Consider the following 18,553-nt stretch of genomic DNA (forward strand, 5'->3'; position numbering starts at 1 on the left):
GGTGTGTGGGCTTGAGGTGTAGCGCGCCCGCGCATGAAGGTACGCGGTGGTAGCTCGGGCATTACCACTGTACTTTCCGAGTCTGAGGGCAAACTTTGAGAGTGGCGTGCGACACGCCACAGCTGCCTCGGACAGGTTCACGGAGAGTGAGGCGTGAGGCGAGTCTCCACTTCCGGTGTGCAGGCAATAGGATGAATACCTGTGACTCCAGCTGACCTTGCCGAACTGCTCCGCGGAACCGCAGCGAGCGTCCTTGCCGATCGTGGCCTCGACGTATCCGTGCTACCCGAAACCCTCACCGTCGAGCGACCACGCAACCCCGAGCACGGCGATTACGCCACCAACATTGCCATGCAGGTAGCCAAGAAGGTCGGCACGAATCCCCGCGAGCTGGCGGGCTGGATCGCCGAAGCCCTCACCGCTGCCGACGGAATCGAATCCGCCGAGATCGCCGGACCCGGCTTCCTCAACATCCGCTTGGACAAGGACGCCCAGGGCGCGATCGTCGTGTCGGTACTCGAAGCCGGTGCGTCGTACGGCTCGGGTGATTCCCTCGCCGGCAAGAAGATCAACCTCGAATTCGTCTCGGCCAACCCCACCGGCCCCATTCACCTCGGTGGAACCCGTTGGGCCGCAGTCGGAGACGCGCTCGGACGCATTCTGTCCGCGCAGGGCGGACTGGTCACCCGTGAGTACTACTTCAACGACCACGGTGCCCAGATCGACCGCTTCTCGCGTTCGCTGATCGCTGCGGCGAAGGGTGAACCCGCTCCCGAAGACGGCTACGCCGGTGCATACATCGCCGACATCGCCGCCTCGGTTCTGAAGCAGCGTCCCGACGTCATGGACCTGCCCGCCGACGAGCAGCAGGAAACCTTCCGCGCCATCGGCGTCGAATTGATGTTCACGCACATCAAGCAGACACTCCACGACTTCGGCGTCGACTTCGACGTCTACTTCCACGAGAACTCGCTCTTCGAATCCGGTGCGGTCGAGAAGGCCGTCGAATCCCTCAAGGGTTCGGGCAACCTCTTCCACGAAGCCGGTGCGTGGTGGCTCAAGAGCACCGACTACGGCGACGACAAGGACCGCGTCGTCATCAAGAGCGACGGCAACGCCGCCTACATCGCCGGTGACATCGCCTACTTCCAGAACAAGCGTGCCCGCGGGTTCGACCTCTGTATCTACATGCTCGGCGCCGACCATCACGGGTACATCGGCCGCCTCAAGGCTGCCGCTGCCGCTTTCGGCGACGATCCGGACACCGTCGAGGTGCTGATCGGCCAGATGGTCAACCTCGTCAAGGACGGCACTGCCGTCAAGATGAGCAAGCGCGCAGGCACCGTCATCACCCTCGACGATCTGGTCGAGGCAATCGGCGTCGACGCCTCGCGCTACGTGATGATCCGCTCGTCGGTCGACTCGAGCATCGACATCGACCTCGATCTGTGGACCAAGACCAGCAGCGAGAACCCCGTCTACTACGTCCAGTACGCGCACGCACGTCTCTCTGCGATCGCTCGCAACGCCGCAGACCTCGGCCTGTCCGCCGACGCGAGCAACCTCGCCCTGCTCACTGTCGAGCAGGAGGGTGACCTCATCCGCACGATCGGCGAGTACCCAAGCGTCGTGTCGAGCGCAGCGAATCTGCGTGAGCCGCACCGTATTGCCCGCTATCTCGAAGAGCTCGCGGGTGCGTACCACCGCTTCTACGGCGCGTGCCGCATCCTTCCGCAAGGCGACGAAGACGCCACCGACGTGCACCGCGCGCGTCTGGCTCTCTGCGCCGCCACCCGACAGGTCCTGGCCAACGGCCTCGAACTGCTCGGCGTCACCGCACCGGAGCAAATGTGAACGCGCACCCCGCCGGCCCCAAGCATGCCGAGCAGTTGCAGGCCCCCGGCTTGCCCGACCGTCCGACCAGCCCCGAAGCCTTCGGTGAACTCTCGCCGCAGGTGTGGCCGCGCAACGCTTCTCGCGGCGACGACGGTGAAGTGACCCTTGCCGGTGTCAAGGTCAGTGAGCTCGCCGAGAAGTACGGCACCCCGCTGTTCGTCATCGACGAGGACGACTTCCGCTCGCGCTGCCGTGACATGGCCCGTGCCTTCGGTCCGGATGCCAAGGTGCACTACGCATCCAAGGCGTTCCTCTGCGGCGAGATCGCACGCTGGGTTGCCGACGAAGGTCTATCGCTCGACGTCTGCTCCGGCGGCGAACTTGCGATTGCGTTGCATGCCGATTTCCCGGCTGAGCGAATTGCGATGCACGGCAACAACAAGTCCGTCGCCGAACTGGCCGCCGGTGTCGCCGCAGGTGTCGGGCACGTCGTGCTCGACTCGGCGATCGAGATCGACCGACTCGATCGTGTCGCCGGTGAGGCCGGTGTCGTTCAGGACGTGTTGATCCGCCTGACCGTCGGCGTCGAAGCGCATACCCACGAATTCATCTCCACCGCACACGAGGACCAGAAGTTCGGTTTCTCGCTGGCCGGGGGAGCGGCAATCGACGCGGTCCGCCGTGTCTTCGCTGCCGACAACTTGCGACTGGTCGGCCTGCACAGCCACATCGGTTCGCAGATCTTCGACGTCGACGGTTTCGAGGTGGCCGCGCACCGCGTGATCGGTTTGCTCCGCGACGTCGTCACCGAGTTCGGAGTCGAGAAGACCAAGCAGATTTCGATCATCGACCTCGGCGGCGGCATGGGGATCTCGTACATCCCGTCCGACGACCCGCCGCCCGTCGACGAACTGGCAGCAAAGCTCGGTCACATAGTGCGCAACGAGTCCGCCCTGGCCGGATTGCCGGAGCCGACGCTTGCCGTCGAACCCGGCCGCGCCATCGCCGGACCTGGCACGGTGACGCTCTACGAGGTCGGCACCATCAAGGACGTCACGGTGGGTAGCTCGCTGACACGCCGCTACATCAGCGTCGACGGCGGGATGAGCGACAACATCCGCACGTCCCTCTACGGTGCGGAGTACGAAGCCAAGTTGGTTTCGCGAACTTCCGAGGCTGATCCGGTCGTTGCACGTATCGTCGGTAAGCACTGCGAGTCCGGTGACGTGGTCATTCGGGACACCTGGATGCCCGAGGACGTCGGGCCCGGTGATTTACTAGCGGTAGCAGCGACCGGTGCATACTGCTATTCGATGTCGAGCAGGTACAACCTGCTCACCCGCCCAGCCGTGGTGGCGGTGCGTGACGGAGTCTCACGCGTGATTCTGCGGAGGGAAACAGTGGAAGATCTGCTCAGCTTGGAGGTATCGCAGTGACGAGCGAATCGGCGCATCGCGCTATCGGTGTGGCCGTTCTCGGCCTCGGCAACGTCGGGAGCGAGGTCGTCCGGATCATTCGTGAGCAGGCCGAGGAACTCGAAGCTCGCGTCGGTGCCCCGTTGGAACTGCGGGGAGTTGCCGTTCGCCGTATCGGCTCGGACCGCGGAATTCCCGAGGAACTGCAGACGACGGACGCCGAGTCCCTGGTCGGTCGTGACGACGTCGACATCGTGGTCGAGGTGATCGGCGGAATCGAGCTCCCTCGCAAGCTGATTCTCTCCTCCCTCAACTCCGGTAAGTCGGTCGTGACCGCCAACAAGGCGCTGCTCGCGGACCACACCGGTGAATTGGCGGAGGCTGCAGAGGCCAATTCTGTCGACCTGTACTTCGAGGCCGCTGTTGCCGGTGCGATCCCCGTGATCCGCCCGCTCACGCAGTCCCTGGCCGGAGACCGCGTCAACAAGGTCGCCGGAATCGTGAACGGCACCACCAACTTCATCCTCTCCGCGATGGACGAGACCGGGGCCGACTACGAGGAGACCCTCGCCGAGGCCGGACGCCTCGGGTACGCGGAAGCAGATCCGACCGCCGACGTCGAAGGCTACGACGCCGCGGCAAAGGCTGCGATCCTCGCGTCGATCGCGTTCCACACCCGCGTCACTGCCGCGGACGTGTACCGCGAAGGAATCTCCACGATCACCTCTGCCGACCTGGCGTCGGCGAAGGCACTCGACTGCACCATCAAGTTGCTCTCGATCTGCGAGCGCATCGTCACGCCCAAGGGCAAGGAGCGGATTTCCGCTCGCGTGTACCCGGCGCTGGTTCCGCTCAGCCACCCGCTCGCTTCGGTCAACGGCGCATTCAACGCCGTTGTCGTGGAAGCAGAGAACGCCGGCCGGCTCATGTTCTACGGCCAGGGCGCAGGCGGCGCCCCCACCGCGTCCGCGGTCATGGGTGACCTGGTGATGGCGGCGCGCAACAAGGTTCACGGCGGTCGCGGCCCCCGCGAGTCCAAGTACGCCAAGCTCAAGGTCGCGCCGATGGGCGACATCCTCACCCGCTACTACGTGAACATGGAGGTCGCGGACAAGGAAGGCGTGCTGTCCGCAGTCGCCGCCGAGTTCGCCAAGCACGGCGTGAGCATTTCCGTCGTCCGCCAGGAGGGCGCCGGCGCCGGCGCGCGTCTGGTGGTCGTCACTCATGTAGCAACCGACGCGGCTCTGTCCGAGACCGTGGCGGCCCTCAACGAACTCGAATTCGTCACCGCTGTGACCAGCGTGCTGCGACTGGAAGGCACTGAACAATGACCGGCATCGTCAACCCCGTCCACAAGGCATGGCCGGGTCTCATCGAGGCATACCGGGACCGTCTCGCGATCGGTGACAACTGGAAGACCGTCACCCTGCGCGAGGGCGGCACCCCGCTCCTGCCGGCCGGCCACCTCTCCGAGATCACCGGTTGCGACGTCTACCTCAAGGTCGAGGGCCTCAACCCCACTGGTTCCTTCAAGGACCGCGGCATGACGATGGCCGTCACCGACGCCTTGGCTCGCGGCCAGCGCGCAGTTCTGTGCGCGTCCACCGGCAACACCTCCGCCTCGGCCGCTGCGTATGCAGCCAAGGCCGGCATGACCTGCGCCGTGCTCATCCCGCAGGGCAAGATCGCCATGGGCAAGCTCGCGCAGGCAGTCATGCACGGCGCCAAGATCATTCAGGTGCAGGGCAACTTCGACGACTGCCTGGAGCTGGCACGCAAGACCACGGCCGAATTCCCCACCATCGGTCTGGTCAACTCGGTCAACCCGGTGCGCATCGAAGGTCAGAAGACCGCGGCATTCGAGATCATGGACGTCCTCGGCAAGGCTCCCGACGTACACGCTCTCCCGGTCGGCAATGCCGGAAACATCACCGCGTACTGGCGCGGGTACTCCGAGTACTACGCAGACGGCCTGACCACGGTCAAGCCCCGCATGCTCGGAGTCCAGGCTGCCGGAGCGGCGCCGTTGGTCAATGGCGCACCCGTCAAGGATCCCGAAACCATCGCCACCGCAATCCGAATCGGTTCCCCCGCTTCCTGGAACGGCGCAGTCGCGGCGAAGGAAGAGTCCAACGGTGCATTCCGTGCCGCCACCGACGAGAAGATCCTCGAGGCGTACCGACTGATCGCCGCTACCGAGGGCGTCTTCGTCGAACCGGCATCGGCCGCCAGCGTCGCGGGCCTGCTCGCCGCACGTGCAGAGGGCTGGCTCGAGCCTGGCCTGACCGTCGTGTGCACGGTGACCGGTAACGGTCTCAAAGATCCTGACACCGCATTGAAGGGGATGCCGAACGTCGAGCCCATCGGTGTCGATCCCGTTGCCGTCGCGGCTGCCCTCGAGCTTGCATAGTGTCCGTGGATTCATCGACCACTCCGCGGAATCCGGTGTCTGACATGACTATAACCCTGCCTATCGGCCTTTCGGTGACTGCTCGCGTCCCGGCCTCGAGTGCAAACTTGGGGCCGGGGTTCGACACCCTCGGTCTGGCGTTGGGGTTGTACGACGAAATCGTGGTCACCACAACGGAATCGGGTCTGCAGATTCGTGTCGAAGGCGAAGGTGCTGCCGACGTGCCTTGGGGTCCTTCGCATCTCGTGGTTCGCGCCATCGAGCGTGGCCTCGAAGCTGCGGGAGTGTGGGCCAGCGGCCTGGATGTGTTGTGCCGCAACGCGATCCCGCATTCGCGCGGGTTGGGTTCCTCGGCTTCCGCGGCCGTCGGTGGACTGGCAGCAGCCAACGGTCTGGCACGCGCGCTCGATGCCGAGATCGGTTTGACGCAAGAGCAGTTGGTTCAACTCTCGTCCGAGTTCGAAGGTCACCCGGACAATGCGTCCGCCAGTGTTCTCGGTGGCGCAGTCGTCTCGTGGAGTTGCCCGCCGGCCGTCGAAGGAGACGAGCCGATCTACTCCGCGGCGAAACTCGACGTGCATCCCGACATCCGTGCCGTGGCACTGGTTCCCGAGGAGCGCTCGTCCACCGCGCACACCCGCGGGCTTCTGCCCGAATTGGTTCCGCACCAGGATGCGTCGTTCAACGCGAGCCGCAGCGCCCTGGCCGTCGTCGCGCTCACCGCGCGCCCGGATCTGCTGATGGCAGCCACCGAAGATCGTCTGCATCAGGCGCAACGCGCGCCCGCTCTGCCGCTCACGACTCGGTGGATCGGCATTCTGCGTCAGGCGGGTATCGCCGCGACCGTTTCCGGCGCCGGCCCCACCGTGTTGGCGCTCAGCACAGAGCCTTTCCCCGTCGAACTCGCCGAAGCTGCGCGGGCCGACGGGCTCCGTGTACTCGAATTGGATATCGCCGACGGTGTGGAAGTAGTCACGACGACCGTCTGATCCCTGCCTTGGTCCTGGTGATTGCCCACTACCGATCGGTAGTGAACTGACACACCCAGTCGCCCAAATTCTTGCCGGACTCAGGTTTGGGCGCTATCCTGGGCTATGTCCGTACATCGTGCGCGTCAGTCGCCGGTGCATCACCAGGGGGCAAAACTCCTTCCCAATCGGGGTCCACAGTCCTTGGCATGATTCTCGCAGGCATGATCCTCGCGCTTGTACCTTCTCCGAAGGTTTGAATCCTCCGCGGATCGAACACTCAGAGGTTCCATGACTCTGGGGTTCAGCACACGGGGGAGTGAATCGTCGACGAAGGCGCGTTGGGCAGGTTTGCGAGCGCATGAAAAGTTTGAGGCGAGAGTTTCCGACAATCATGTGACGGCGGACAAGCCGGCAGTTCTGGACAGCAACCACGTACGGCACCACCGAGTTCGGTATTCAATCGAACTGCGGGACGAACCCTCGACTTTGCGCAGTGCGAGTGAGGGAAGGAAAGGACCTCCGTGACCGATACGGACCTCATCGCCACTTCTGCACCCGCCGGGTCGGAATCAGGCGACAATTCTCAGGCGTCATCTTCAGCATCGAACGGTGCGGTGGCGACCTCCACGAAGCGTGCCGAAACGCGCCGTGGAGCCGGACTCTCCGGCATGGTGCTCACCGAACTCCGCACTCTTGCGGGTGAACTGGGCATCAAAGGCACTTCCGGCATGCGCAAGGGTGACCTGATCGCAGCCATCAAGGAGCGCCAGGGCGGCAGCGCAAAGGCTGCACCCGCACAGAGTGAACTCACTCTCGACGACGCGCCCGTTGCGCGCACTCGTGCCAAGAGCACTCGCGCCGCACGAACCGAAACCCCCGCAGCCGAAACAGCTCCGGCGGCCGAATCGGCTCCTGCCGAGGCCGCGCCGGCACGTACCGAATCCGCCGAGGACGCCGATCAGGCTGCACCCCGTCGTGGACGCCAGCGTCGCGGCGCCGCACGTCGAGCAGGTTCACCCGACCAGGGTGAACTGAGTATCGAGCAGGACACTCCTTCGGCAAAGTCCGACTCGGACACCTCGAAGGCCGCCGAGTCTGCGAAGACAGAGGCTCCGGCCGAACGATCTTCAGGCGCCGAGGGCAAGTCGGAAGCTGAGCAGGCTCCTGCCGAGCAGGGCAACGAGCGTCCCCGCCGCGAGCGAAACCGCGACAACCAGGGCCAGCGAGACAACCAGGGCCAGCGAGACAACCAGGGCCAGCGGGACAACCAGAGCCAGCGAGACAACCAGGGCAACCGGGGCAACCAGGATCGCCAGGACCGTCAGGATCGTGGCAATCAGAACAACGCCGGCCAGAACAATGCCGGTCCGCGCACGGACAACCGCAACAACGGACCGGACGACGACGAAGAGGGTGGACGCGGACGCCGCGGACGCCGTTTCCGCGAGCGCCGTGGCCGTGGTCGCGACCGCGGTGAGGGTGGCGCACCCAACGATTCGCGCGAGACCGAAATCCGCGAGGACGACGTCCTTCAGCCGGTTGCCGGCATCCTCGACGTCCTCGACAATTACGCCTTCGTGCGTACGTCCGGGTACCTCGCCGGTCCCAACGACGTCTACGTCTCCATGAACCTGATCCGCAAGAACGGCCTTCGCCGTGGCGACGCCATCACCGGTGCCGTCCGGGTCTCGCGTGACGGTGAACAGGGCAGCCAGCGTCAGAAGTTCAACCCGCTGGTCCGGATCGACACGGTCAACGGCGGCGACGTCGAGGCCGCGAAGAAGCGCCCCGAGTTCAACAAGCTCACGCCGCTGTACCCCAACCAGCGTCTGCGCCTCGAGACCGAGCAGCACATTCTCACCACGCGTGTCATCGACCTGGTGATGCCCATCGGTAAGGGCCAGCGCGCCCTCATCGTGAGCCCGCCCAAGGCGGGTAAGACCAGCGTGTTGCAGGCGATCGCGAATGCTGTCGCCACCAACAATCCTGAGTGCTACCTGATGGTCATCCTCGTGGACGAGCGTCCCGAGGAAGTGACCGACATGCAGCGCAGCGTGAAGGGCGAGGTCATTTCCTCCACCTTCGACCGCCCGCCGGGAGATCACACCGCAGTGGCCGAGCTGGCAATCGAGCGTGCGAAGCGCCTGGTCGAGATGGGTAAGGACGTCGTCGTACTGCTCGACTCCATCACGCGTCTGGGTCGTGCGTACAACAACTCCTCGCCGGCGTCCGGACGCATCCTCTCCGGTGGCGTCGACTCGACAGCGCTGTACCCGCCGAAGCGTTTCCTCGGTGCTGCCCGCAACATCGAGAACGGTGGATCGCTCACCATCATCGCTACCGCAATGGTCGAGACCGGATCCACCGGCGACACCGTCATCTTCGAAGAGTTCAAGGGCACCGGCAACGCCGAGCTCAAGCTCGATCGCAAGATCGCCGAACGCCGCGTGTTCCCGGCCGTGGACGTCAACCCGTCCAGCACGCGTAAGGACGAGCTGCTCCTGAGCCCGGACGAGGCTGCGGTGCTGCACAAGCTCCGCCGCGTCCTGTCCGGTCTGGACTCGCATCAGGCCATCGATCTGCTGATCGATCGACTGAAGAAGAGCAAGAACAACCTCGAGTTCCTGATGCAGGTCTCCAAGACCGCACCGGGTGCGATCGACGACTGATCGACTCGACGTCAAAAGGCCCACAACCAGCTGGTTGTGGGCCTTTTGCATGGGCGGAACAAAACCGAAGGGCAGTGCGTTGACAACTTCGTACAGCCACCCCGAGGCGTGCGAGACGCGGATTATCCGGTGAGGTACCGCATCTGGCATACTGAACGGCCGAGTCCGGTTCCGGTTCACGATGTCGATTGGCGACGTCGACCCGGCGACCATTGAAAGGGACACCATGAAGGCAGGAATCCACCCAACTTACGTAGCGACCACCGTCGTCTGCGGTTGCGGTAACACGTTCGAGACCCACAGCACCAAGGAGTCCGGACGCATCAACGTCGAGGTTTGCTCGCAGTGCCACCCGTTCTACACGGGCAAGCAGAAGATTCTCGACACCGGTGGACGCGTCGCTCGCTTCGAGGCTCGCTACGGCAAGCGCGCAGACAGCAAGGTCCCGGCCACCGAGTCCTAGCTGTTCCGCCGACGCCCGATCTGCCATGCGCAGATCGGGCGTCGGCTTTTTTGTGCCTGCACTCGGTTTGCGCGTTTCCCGGGTCCCGGCGTCGAAACACCTTCAAGCGCGCACCGTAGGAATCGAAACTCAGAGCGGAGCGAACCATGGCAGGCGCAACCCAGCCCTCGGCCATCGACGACATCTTGGCGGAGCACGCCGGTCTCGAAGCACAGATGTCCGATCCGGCGCTGCACAACGACCCTGCCGCTGCCAGGCGCGTCGGTAAGCGGTTCTCCGAGCTCTCGCCGATCATGTCGACGTACAACAAGCTCACGGCTGCGCAGGACGATCTGGAAGCCGCGCGCGAACTCGCTGCCGACGATTCCAGCTTCGCCGCCGAGATCCCCGATCTCGAAGCCGAGGTCGCGCAGCTCGAGCAGACGCTGACCGATCAGTTGGCGCCGCGTGATCCGCATGACGGCGACGACATCGTCCTCGAAGTGAAGTCCGGTGAGGGCGGCGAAGAATCCGCGCTCTTCGCCTCGGACCTGGCCCGCATGTACGTCCGCTACGCGGAACGGCACGGCTGGCGCGTCGAGATCCTCGACGCGACGGTTTCCGATCTCGGCGGATACAAGGAAGCAACGCTGTCGATCAAGAGCAAGTCAGATACCCCGGACGGAGTGTGGGCGAGGCTGAAGTTCGAGGGCGGTGTTCACCGCGTCCAGCGAGTGCCCGTCACCGAATCCCAGGGACGCGTTCACACTTCGGCCGCCGGCGTGCTGGTCTACCCGGAGCCGGAAGAGGTCGAGCAGGTCCAGATCGACGAGAGTGACCTGCGCATCGACGTCTACCGTTCGTCCGGCAAGGGTGGTCAGGGCGTCAACACGACCGACTCTGCTGTCCGAATCACGCACCTTCCGACCGGCATCGTCGTCACCTGCCAGAACGAGCGTTCGCAGCTGCAGAACAAGGCGCGCGCCATGCAGGTCCTTGCCGCCCGCTTGCAGGTAGTCGCCGAGGAAGCCGCGGACGCAGAAGCGTCGGCAGGTCGCCAGAGTCAGGTCCGGACGGTGGACCGTTCGGAGCGCATCCGCACCTACAACTTCCCGGAGAACCGCATCACCGATCACCGCATCGGGTTCAAGTCGCACAACCTCGACGCGGTGCTCGACGGTGAGCTCGACGCACTTCTCGACGCATTGGGTAAGGCGGACCGAGAGGCGCGTCTCGCGGCCGAGTAGATGCAGACGATGACTGACCTCCATACTGCTGGGAACTCGGTGAACCGCGTGTCGGTCGAGCGTGGCAGGCTGTACCCGTGAGTCGACTTCCACTTCGTTTGGCGCTGATCGAAGCTGCAAAACAGCTCGACGCCGCAGGTGTGCCCAGCCCACGCACCGACGCCGAGTTGTTGGCATCCCACCTGCTCGGCGTCGAACGCACGCGTCTCGGGCTGATTCCGTTGGTCGATCCCGAGGTCATCGCGGCGTTCGACGAGTTGGTTGCGCAACGCGTGAAGCGGATTCCTTTGCAGCACATCATCGGAGTCGCATCGATGGGCAACATCGACGTCGCCGTCGGTCCGGGTGTCTTCATTCCGCGGCCCGAAACCGAATTGCTCATGGGTTGGGCGCTCTCGTTCCTCGAAGGTTGCGGAAGCAAGCCGCCGGTAGTGCTGGACCTGTGCACGGGATCGGGTGTACTCGCGCTGTCCATCGCCGAGGCCCGTCCCGACGCCGTCGTTCACGCCGTGGAGAAGGAACCCGCCGCGCTGGCGTGGGCGCGTCGTAATGCCGCCGACCGCGAGGCCGCCGGTGATACACCGATCCATCTGCATCAGGGCGACGTCACCGATCGGAACTTGTTGCCGGGGCTCGAGGGCGGCGTCGATCTTGTCGTTTCCAATCCGCCGTACATCCCCGAAGGCGCGCAATTGCAGCCTGAGGTCATGGATTACGACCCACACACCGCGCTGTTCGGCGGTGCCGACGGTCTGTCCGTCATCAAACCGATGATCAGCAACATCGCGCGGTGGCTTCGCATCGGCGGCGCGGCAGGCATCGAGCACGACGACACCAATGGCGACGGCGTCGCTGCGCTGTTCTCGGCGCGCCGGGTATTCGGCGAGGTCGCGCAGCATCCCGATCTTGCCGGTCGTCCGCGATTCGTCGTCGCCAGACGTGTCGCCACCGACGTCGAAGCCCAGCGGAATCGAACGCCCGAAGTGCAGAGTGAAAGGATGGCTGAGTGAGCACCGTGTACGACTGCAGTCAGACAGATTCCCGAACCGCAGGCTTGGCCGCCGCGAAGAACGCGCTCAAGGCCGGCCGACTCGTAGTTCTCCCTACCGACACCCTGTACGGACTCGCCGCCGACGCGTTCGACAGCGAAGCTGTCACGAGTTTGCTGCGCGCCAAGGGACGCGGGCGAGACATGCCCGTCCCGGTACTGGTCGGATCGTGGAACACCATCGACGGGCTCGTCTACAGCGTGCGCCCGCAGGCACGGGATTTGATCCGCGCGTTCTGGCCCGGCGGACTGAGCTTGGTCGTCGAGCAGGCGCCGTCACTTGCCTGGGACCTCGGCGATACCCGCGGAACCGTCATGCTCCGTATGCCCCTGCACCCGGTTGCTCTTGAATTGTTGCGCGATGTCGGACCGCTTGCCGTCTCGAGCGCCAATATTTCGGGGCGTCCGCCGGCGACTACCGTCGAGGAAGCTCGAGATCAGCTCGGCGGATCTGCCAGCGTGTATCTCGACGGGGGCAAGGCCGAACATGCCGTTGCTTCCACGATCGTCGACCTGACCGGCAATTCACCGCGTATCTTGCGAGTGGGTGCCGTCTCGGCAGAATCCATCGCCGAGGTATTGGGCACCAGTCCGGAAAGCCTTGTAGAGGGAGTTTCGTAACGATGGTCGGCGCCGGCGGCGAGCGCGCGGGGGAATCCACGTACTGGGGACCGGATTTCGGTGAGCTTGCCACGGCAGACCCCGAGATCGCGGCTATTGCGCTGGCCGAACTCGAGCGTCAGCGCGGCGGACTTCAACTCATCGCGAGCGAGAACTTCACCAGCCCCGCCGTACTGGCCGCTTTGGGTTCGACCCTGAGCAACAAGTACGCCGAGGGCTATCCGGGTCGGCGTTACTACGGCGGGTGCGAGTACGTCGACGCAGCCGAGAATCTGGCGATCGACCGGGCGAAAGCACTCTTCGGCGCTGAGCACGTCAACGTCCAACCGCATTCGGGAGCCACTGCAAATCTCGCGGTGTACGCCGCATTCGCCAAGCCCGGCGACACCGTGCTGGCGATGAGTCTTCCGCACGGTGGGCATCTGACTCACGGGTCTCGGGTCAGCTTTTCGGGGCAGTGGTTCACCACCGTTCCCTATCACGTCGATTCGGTCACCGAATTGATCGACTACGACGAGGTTCGCACCCTGGCTCTGGCGCACAAGCCGAAAATCATCGTCGCCGGCGCGACGGCATACTCCCGCACCATCGACTTCGCAGCCTTCCGCTCGATCGCTGACGAGGTCGGTGCGATCCTGTGGGTCGACGCCGCCCACTTCATCGGACTCGTCGCAGGCCGAGCGATACCGTCGTGTGTTCCGTATGCCGACGTGGTCTCCGCGACGACGCACAAGGTCCTCAGAGGCCCGCGCGGCGGAATGATCTTGTGCCGCAGCGAGCACGCCTCGGCTGTCGATCGCGCGGTGTTCCCCTTCATTCAAGGCGGTCCGATGATGCATGCGATCGCCGCGAAGGCGATTGCCTTCAAAGAAGCATCGACGCCGGAATATCGTTGGTATGCACAGGAAGTGGTTGCCAATGCGTCGGCGCTCGCGCAGTCGTTGGAAGCTCGCGGCCTGCGTACCGTGTCCGGTGGAACCGACACGCATCTGGCACTTCTCGACTTGCGCGCAAGCGGGGTCACCGGAGTCGACGCCGAGCGTAGGTGCGGACTGGCTTCGATCACGCTCAACAAGAATGCGATTCCGTTCGATCCGCAGTCGCCGGCCGTCACGTCCGGAATCCGCGTCGGATCCGCGGCCGTGACGACGCAGGGATTCAACCGTGCCGACATGAGCGTCGTGGGGGAGTTGATCGCGCGTGCAGTCGTCGCGGATCCCGCCACCACGTCCGGGGAGGCCGAGTTGGCGTCAGTAGCCGACGGCGTTCGCGAATTGGTCCGGGCAAAGCCCGCCTACCCCCGCCAGACGGGTGATCTCGCGCAGTGATCACTTCCTACGAGGCGACCACATATCTGGCACAGGGTGGCGGGGGAGCGGGTGTTCCCATCCGTGAACTGTTGCTCGTGCTGTGTACGGCTGCGGTGGTGACCTACCTGGCGACCGGAGCAGTCCGGTTGTTGGCGCTGCGGTTCGGCGCCGTTGCGATTCCGCGTGATCGGGACGTTCATGTCGAGCCGATTCCGCGCCTCGGTGGCGTCGGGATGTACATCGGCATGGCTGTCGGCCTGCTGTTTGCGCAGCAATTACCCGCGCTCACAAGAGGTTTCGGCTTCGGTAGTCCGGACGTACATGCTGCGCTCGTTGCGGGAGCCGTCATCGTCCTCGTGGGTGTGATCGACGACAGATGGGGTCTCGACGCGCTCACCAAGTTCGTGGGTCAGGTGACTGCTGCCGGAGTTCTCGTGGTGATGGGCGTCAGTTGGTTCATCATCTACAACCCGTTCGGCGGTGACGGTGGGTCCACCATCATCCTCGATCAGATTCAATCGGGACTGTTCACGGTGGCTGTTGCCGTCGCGACCATCAACGCCATGAATTTCGTCGACGGTCTCGACGGATTGGCCGCCGGTTTGGGGCTGATCGCGGCCCTGGCAATCCTCATCTTCTCGATCGGTCTGCTCCACGATCAGGGCGGTGACGCCAGCGTCTATCCACCCGCGATGATCGCCGCGGCGTTGGCAGGTGCTTGTCTCGGATTTCTTCCGCACAACTTCAATCCGGCACGCATCTTCATGGGCGACTCCGGTTCGATGTTGATCGGTCTGATGCTGGCTGCGATCTCCACCAGCGCATCCGGTCGTATTCCGCTGGCCGCCTACGGAACCCGCGACCTCGTCGGCCTTCTCGCGCCGTTGTTGCTGGTCGGAGCTGTGATGTTCATCCCGATGCTGGACATGCTCCTGGCCGTGATCCGCCGAACGAAAGCGGGCGTGAGTCCGTTCAGTCCGGACAAGATGCACCTGCACCACCGGCTCTTGCAGATCGGGCACACGCATCGACGAGTCGTGCTGGTCATCTACCTGTGGGTCAGCGTTCTGGCTTTCGGTGCCGTCGGATCCTCACTGCTCAATCGTCAGCTGGTTGTTGTACTCGTCGCGGCCGGTTTGGTCCTTGCGTTGTTCTTCACCGCCGTGCCGTCTTTGATCGATCGCAAGCAGCAGCGGCGCTAGCCACGTTTCCCGATCCATTACCCTTGGGCATCGTGACGAACACGCCGCAGCCTGTACCTGCCTCGCAACCAATCCCTGATTCGACCGCCGCGATGAAGTCGGCCGTGAAGTGGGGTGTGATGGGGCTGATCGCGCTGGCCGTGGTCGGCGCGCTCCTGGGCGGGCTGTTCGCCGGCAAGGAAGGCGTCTACGGCGCTTTGATCGGCGCAGCCGTCGGCGGCGGGTTCATCCTGTTCACCGCGCTGGGCGTACTGCTGACGGCAAAGCTGCCCGCGCTCACGGCCGGTGCAGTTCTGCTCGGAACGTGGCTGCTCAAGATGATTCTCGCGATGGTGGTTCTCTTCGTCCTCTCGGACATGGATTTCTACAACAAGACCGCCCTCGTCCTGGTCATCATCATGTCGCTGGTCGTGGTGCTCGGTGCGGAGACGTACGGCGTTCTCGGAACCAAAACTCCGTACGTCGATCCCACTCCCAGCAGCAACGTCGACGACGACGAGTAGTACTACAAGAGGTAACTAATCGGACTTCCAGGTACCCCATCTACACAATGTCGTAGATGACTTGATAAGGTTCGGTTCAAGCGAGAGCAATGGTGGGCCGAGTAACACTCAGCCGACGATGCCATGTGCTCGCAGGTGGTCGAAATTCTGACCACTGAGTCGACGAGAGTCGCCGACACCGACAGACGCCAGGTCCCTCAAGGGTTCTCCAGCTGCTGACGAATGCGCGAGTCGAACTTGTCGACTTGTAGATCGTCAATGTCCGATCGAACCGCAGTCAATGATGGCTGCGGACCGACTACGGGAGAGAACGCTGAGCGTCACCACCCTGGCCGCGGATGAATTCCATGCGCCGTCACTAGACGATTTTTTCCCGCCCTCCGTGTTGATTCACGCGGGCCCCTTCGAGCTCGACCGTCTGATGCTGATTCGTCTGCTGATGTCGGTGCTGGTCGCAGCCTTCTTCGTGATCGCGATGCGCAGCCCTCGATTGGTTCCCCGCGGACTCCAGAACGCAGCCGAGCTTGCGCTCGACTTCGTTCGGATCAATATCGCCGAGGAGATCCTGGGCAAGGAACAGGGCAAGCGCTTCCTGCCGGTCATCACGACGATCTTCTTCATCGTGGTCGCCAGCAACCTGGCCAGCGTCATTCCCTTCCTGAACATCTCGCCGAACGCGCGAATCGGTATGCCGCTGGTACTCGCAGCGCTTGCCTACATCGTGTTCAACTACGTGGGAATCAAGAAGTACGGCTTCTTCAAGTACGTCAAGAGCAGCATCGTCGTTCCCGGCGTCCCGCTGCCCCTGCACTTCCTGTTGGTGCCCATCGAGTTCATCTCGACCTTCATCCTGCGCCCGTTCACGCTGATGGTTCGTCTCATGGCCAACATGTTGGCCGGCCACATCCTGCTGGTGCTGTTCTTCAGCGCGACGAACTACTTCTTCTTCGTGTCCGGCGGATTCCAGGCGATCTTCGGTGTTCCGTCGATCATCGCCGGTATCGCATTCACGTTCTTCGAGCTGCTGGTCATCTTCCTGCAGGCTTACGTGTTCGCGCTGCTGACCGCGGTGTACATCGATCTGGCGCTCCACGCCGACGAGCACTGACCTTTTACCTCCTCACCAGCTACACCAAGAACTGAGCCTCTTGCCGAATCCGGCGGAGGTCAACAGAAAGGGAATGGAACACCATGAGCATCGCTTACCTCGCTCAGGAAGTTGTCGAGACCAAGTCGCGCGGCTACGGAGCCATCGGCTACGGCCTCGCAGCAATCGGCCCCGGCATCGGCGTGGGCATCGTTGTGGGCAAGGCAATCGAAGGCATGGTCCGCCAGCCCGAGATGGCCGGCCAGGTTCGTACCACCATGTTCCTCGGTATTGCATTCACCGAGGCCCTCGCGCTGATCGGCCTCGTCGCCGGCTTCATCTTCTAAGACCGACATGGCAGCCACCATCGCAATTCTCGCGGCGGAGGGGACGACTGAACACAATCCCCTCATCCCCGAGACATACGACATCGTGTGGTCCGCGGTCGCGCTCGTAGTAGTCGGTTTCGTCTTCTGGAAGCTCGTTCTTCCGAAGTTCCAGAAGGTCTTGGCCGAACGCACCGAGCAGATCGAGGGCGGCATCAAGAAAGCCGAAGACGCACAGGCAGAGGCAGCGGCAGCGCTCGAGCAGTACCGCGCGCAGCTCGCCGAAGCTCGTACCGAGGCAGCGCAGATCCGTGAGGAAGCGCGTACCCAGGGTCAGCAGATCATCGCTGACATGAAGGTTCAGGCGCAGGACGAGAGCGACCGCATCGTGGCCGCAGGCCACAGCCAGCTCGTCGCCCAGCGTCAGCAGATCGTCGCTGAGCTCCGCTCGGATCTCGGCAAGACCGCTGTAGACCTGGCCGAGAAGGTCATCGGGGAGTCCCTCGCCGACGACGTGAAGCGCGCCGGAACGGTTGATCGTTTCCTCAACGAGCTCGACACCGTCAGCGCTGATTCAGCCAGGAAGTGAGCAACATGTACGCAGCGAGCCGTGAAGCCTTGGCGCAGACTCGTTCTGCGCTGAGCAGTGCCCTGGGCGCCGTCTCTGCAGGAGCCGCAACTGCTGCTTCTGCTCAGGCTGGGTCCGAGCTCTTCTCGGTGGTCGAGGTACTCGACGGCCAGCGCGCTCTTCGCAGCGCGCTGGCTGACGCTTCGGCACCGGCCGCTGGTCGCCAGGCTTTGGCAGAGCAGTTGTTCTCCGGAAAGGTCGGCGCCGAGGCGCTCGCCACCGTGAAGGCAGCTGCAGGCCAGGACTGGTCTGCGGCCCGCGACTTGGTCAACTCGCTCGAATTGCTCGGACGCGAAGCTCTGCTCCGCGCCGCAGCCGATCAGAGCCAGTTGGACACCGTTGAGGACGAGCTCTTCCGTCTCGGTCGCATCGTGGCAGGGGACCCCAGCCTGGAGCAGACGCTCTCGGATCTGTCGGTTCCCGCAGCCCGCAAGCGTGAGTTCCTCTCTCGCTTGCTCTACGGCAAGGTCACCGCGGTCACCGAGGCACTCGCCGGACAGGCCGTCGGCCGGTTGAAGTCTGCACCCGCAGACACTTTCGATCAGCTGTCGAATCTTGCCGCAGCGCAGCGCGATACCACCGTTGCTCACGTTCGCAGCGCCTCGGCGTTGAGCTCGGAGCAGTCGGATCGCTTGGCCAGCACTCTTACCCGCACCTACGGGAAGCCGGTAGCAGTACACGTCGAGGTCGATCCAGAACTCCTCAGCGGCTTGGTCGTCCGGGTGGGCGACGAGGTTATCGACGGCAGCGCAGCGGGTCGACTCGCAGCACTGCGGAAGAACCTCAAGTAGTCCTTCAGCCGAACACATACTCCAGATCTTTTCGAAGACCAGACACC

General features: G+C 63.9%; 17 protein-coding genes. All 17 read left to right on the plus strand.

Translation table 11 applies throughout. The features are described 5' to 3' along the window. Positions 1-201 precede the first annotated feature (201 nt). The 17 genes from argS (at position 202) to I7X09_RS28030 (ending at position 18,506) form a co-directional block, all read left to right on the plus strand. On the plus strand, positions 202-1,854 hold the full coding sequence (argS, locus tag I7X09_RS27950) for an arginine--tRNA ligase (protein ID WP_200314744.1): 1,653 nt from the start codon (positions 202-204) through the stop codon (positions 1,852-1,854). Next, positions 1,851-3,272 carry a diaminopimelate decarboxylase gene (gene lysA / locus I7X09_RS27955; protein WP_200314746.1) on the plus strand — a complete coding sequence of 474 codons (1,422 nt, stop codon included), beginning with the start codon at positions 1,851-1,853 and terminating at the stop codon, positions 3,270-3,272. Before argS ends, lysA begins: the two co-directional genes overlap by 4 nt. Then, complete coding sequence (locus I7X09_RS27960) at positions 3,269-4,582, plus strand: homoserine dehydrogenase (protein ID WP_007726192.1); 1,314 nt, start codon at positions 3,269-3,271, stop codon at positions 4,580-4,582. The genes lysA and I7X09_RS27960 overlap by 4 nt, the downstream gene beginning before the upstream one ends. After that, positions 4,579-5,661 carry a threonine synthase gene (gene thrC, locus I7X09_RS27965; protein WP_003941280.1) on the plus strand — a complete coding sequence of 361 codons (1,083 nt, stop codon included), beginning with the start codon at positions 4,579-4,581 and terminating at the stop codon, positions 5,659-5,661. Before I7X09_RS27960 ends, thrC begins: the two co-directional genes overlap by 4 nt. Before the next feature lie 44 nt (positions 5,662-5,705). Continuing rightward, positions 5,706-6,650, plus strand: coding sequence for a homoserine kinase (gene thrB / locus I7X09_RS27970; protein WP_200314748.1), 945 nt, complete (start codon positions 5,706-5,708; stop codon positions 6,648-6,650). A gap of 503 nt (positions 6,651-7,153) precedes the next feature. Next, complete coding sequence (rho, locus tag I7X09_RS27975; RefSeq protein WP_200314750.1) at positions 7,154-9,301, plus strand: transcription termination factor Rho; 2,148 nt, start codon at positions 7,154-7,156, stop codon at positions 9,299-9,301. 226 nt (positions 9,302-9,527) lie between these two features. Next, a complete protein-coding gene (gene rpmE, locus I7X09_RS27980; RefSeq protein ID WP_003941310.1) occupies positions 9,528-9,764 on the plus strand; it encodes a 50S ribosomal protein L31 in 237 nt (78 codons plus the stop codon). Positions 9,765-9,910: 146 nt separating this feature from the next. After that, positions 9,911-10,990, plus strand: coding sequence for a peptide chain release factor 1 (gene prfA / locus I7X09_RS27985; protein ID WP_003941341.1), 1,080 nt, complete (start codon positions 9,911-9,913; stop codon positions 10,988-10,990). Between the two features lie 77 nt (positions 10,991-11,067). Further along, a complete protein-coding gene (gene prmC, locus I7X09_RS27990) occupies positions 11,068-12,000 on the plus strand; it encodes a peptide chain release factor N(5)-glutamine methyltransferase (RefSeq protein WP_095971607.1) in 933 nt (310 codons plus the stop codon). Beyond that, positions 11,997-12,659, plus strand: a complete 663-nt coding sequence (locus I7X09_RS27995) for an L-threonylcarbamoyladenylate synthase (RefSeq protein WP_003941345.1) — start codon at positions 11,997-11,999, stop codon at positions 12,657-12,659. Before prmC ends, I7X09_RS27995 begins: the two co-directional genes overlap by 4 nt. Positions 12,660-12,661: 2 nt before the next feature. Continuing rightward, entirely contained in the window at positions 12,662-13,987 is a 1,326-nt protein-coding gene (gene glyA, locus I7X09_RS28000) for a serine hydroxymethyltransferase (protein WP_200314752.1), read from the plus strand. Beyond that, entirely contained in the window at positions 13,984-15,171 is a 1,188-nt protein-coding gene (locus I7X09_RS28005) for a glycosyltransferase family 4 protein (RefSeq protein WP_083954689.1), read from the plus strand. The genes glyA and I7X09_RS28005 overlap by 4 nt, the downstream gene beginning before the upstream one ends. A 32-nt stretch (positions 15,172-15,203) precedes the next feature. After that, positions 15,204-15,674 carry a glycine zipper family protein gene (locus tag I7X09_RS28010; RefSeq protein WP_019749175.1) on the plus strand — a complete coding sequence of 157 codons (471 nt, stop codon included), beginning with the start codon at positions 15,204-15,206 and terminating at the stop codon, positions 15,672-15,674. 280 nt (positions 15,675-15,954) lie between these two features. After that, positions 15,955-16,782 carry a F0F1 ATP synthase subunit A gene (atpB, locus tag I7X09_RS28015; RefSeq protein ID WP_003941403.1) on the plus strand — a complete coding sequence of 276 codons (828 nt, stop codon included), beginning with the start codon at positions 15,955-15,957 and terminating at the stop codon, positions 16,780-16,782. An 83-nt stretch (positions 16,783-16,865) separates the two neighbouring features. Then, a complete protein-coding gene (locus I7X09_RS28020) occupies positions 16,866-17,108 on the plus strand; it encodes an ATP synthase F0 subunit C (protein WP_003941327.1) in 243 nt (80 codons plus the stop codon). A gap of 7 nt (positions 17,109-17,115) precedes the next feature. Then, complete coding sequence (locus I7X09_RS28025) at positions 17,116-17,676, plus strand: F0F1 ATP synthase subunit B (RefSeq protein ID WP_003941337.1); 561 nt, start codon at positions 17,116-17,118, stop codon at positions 17,674-17,676. Between the two features lie 5 nt (positions 17,677-17,681). Then, positions 17,682-18,506, plus strand: a complete 825-nt coding sequence (locus I7X09_RS28030; RefSeq protein WP_003941304.1) for a F0F1 ATP synthase subunit delta — start codon at positions 17,682-17,684, stop codon at positions 18,504-18,506. The last annotated feature ends 47 nt before the right edge of the window (positions 18,507-18,553 follow it).

Source organism: Rhodococcus sp. P-2, from assembly GCF_016598535.1.
GTDB classification, from domain to species: Bacteria; Actinomycetota; Actinomycetes; order Mycobacteriales; family Mycobacteriaceae; genus Rhodococcus_F; species Rhodococcus_F baikonurensis.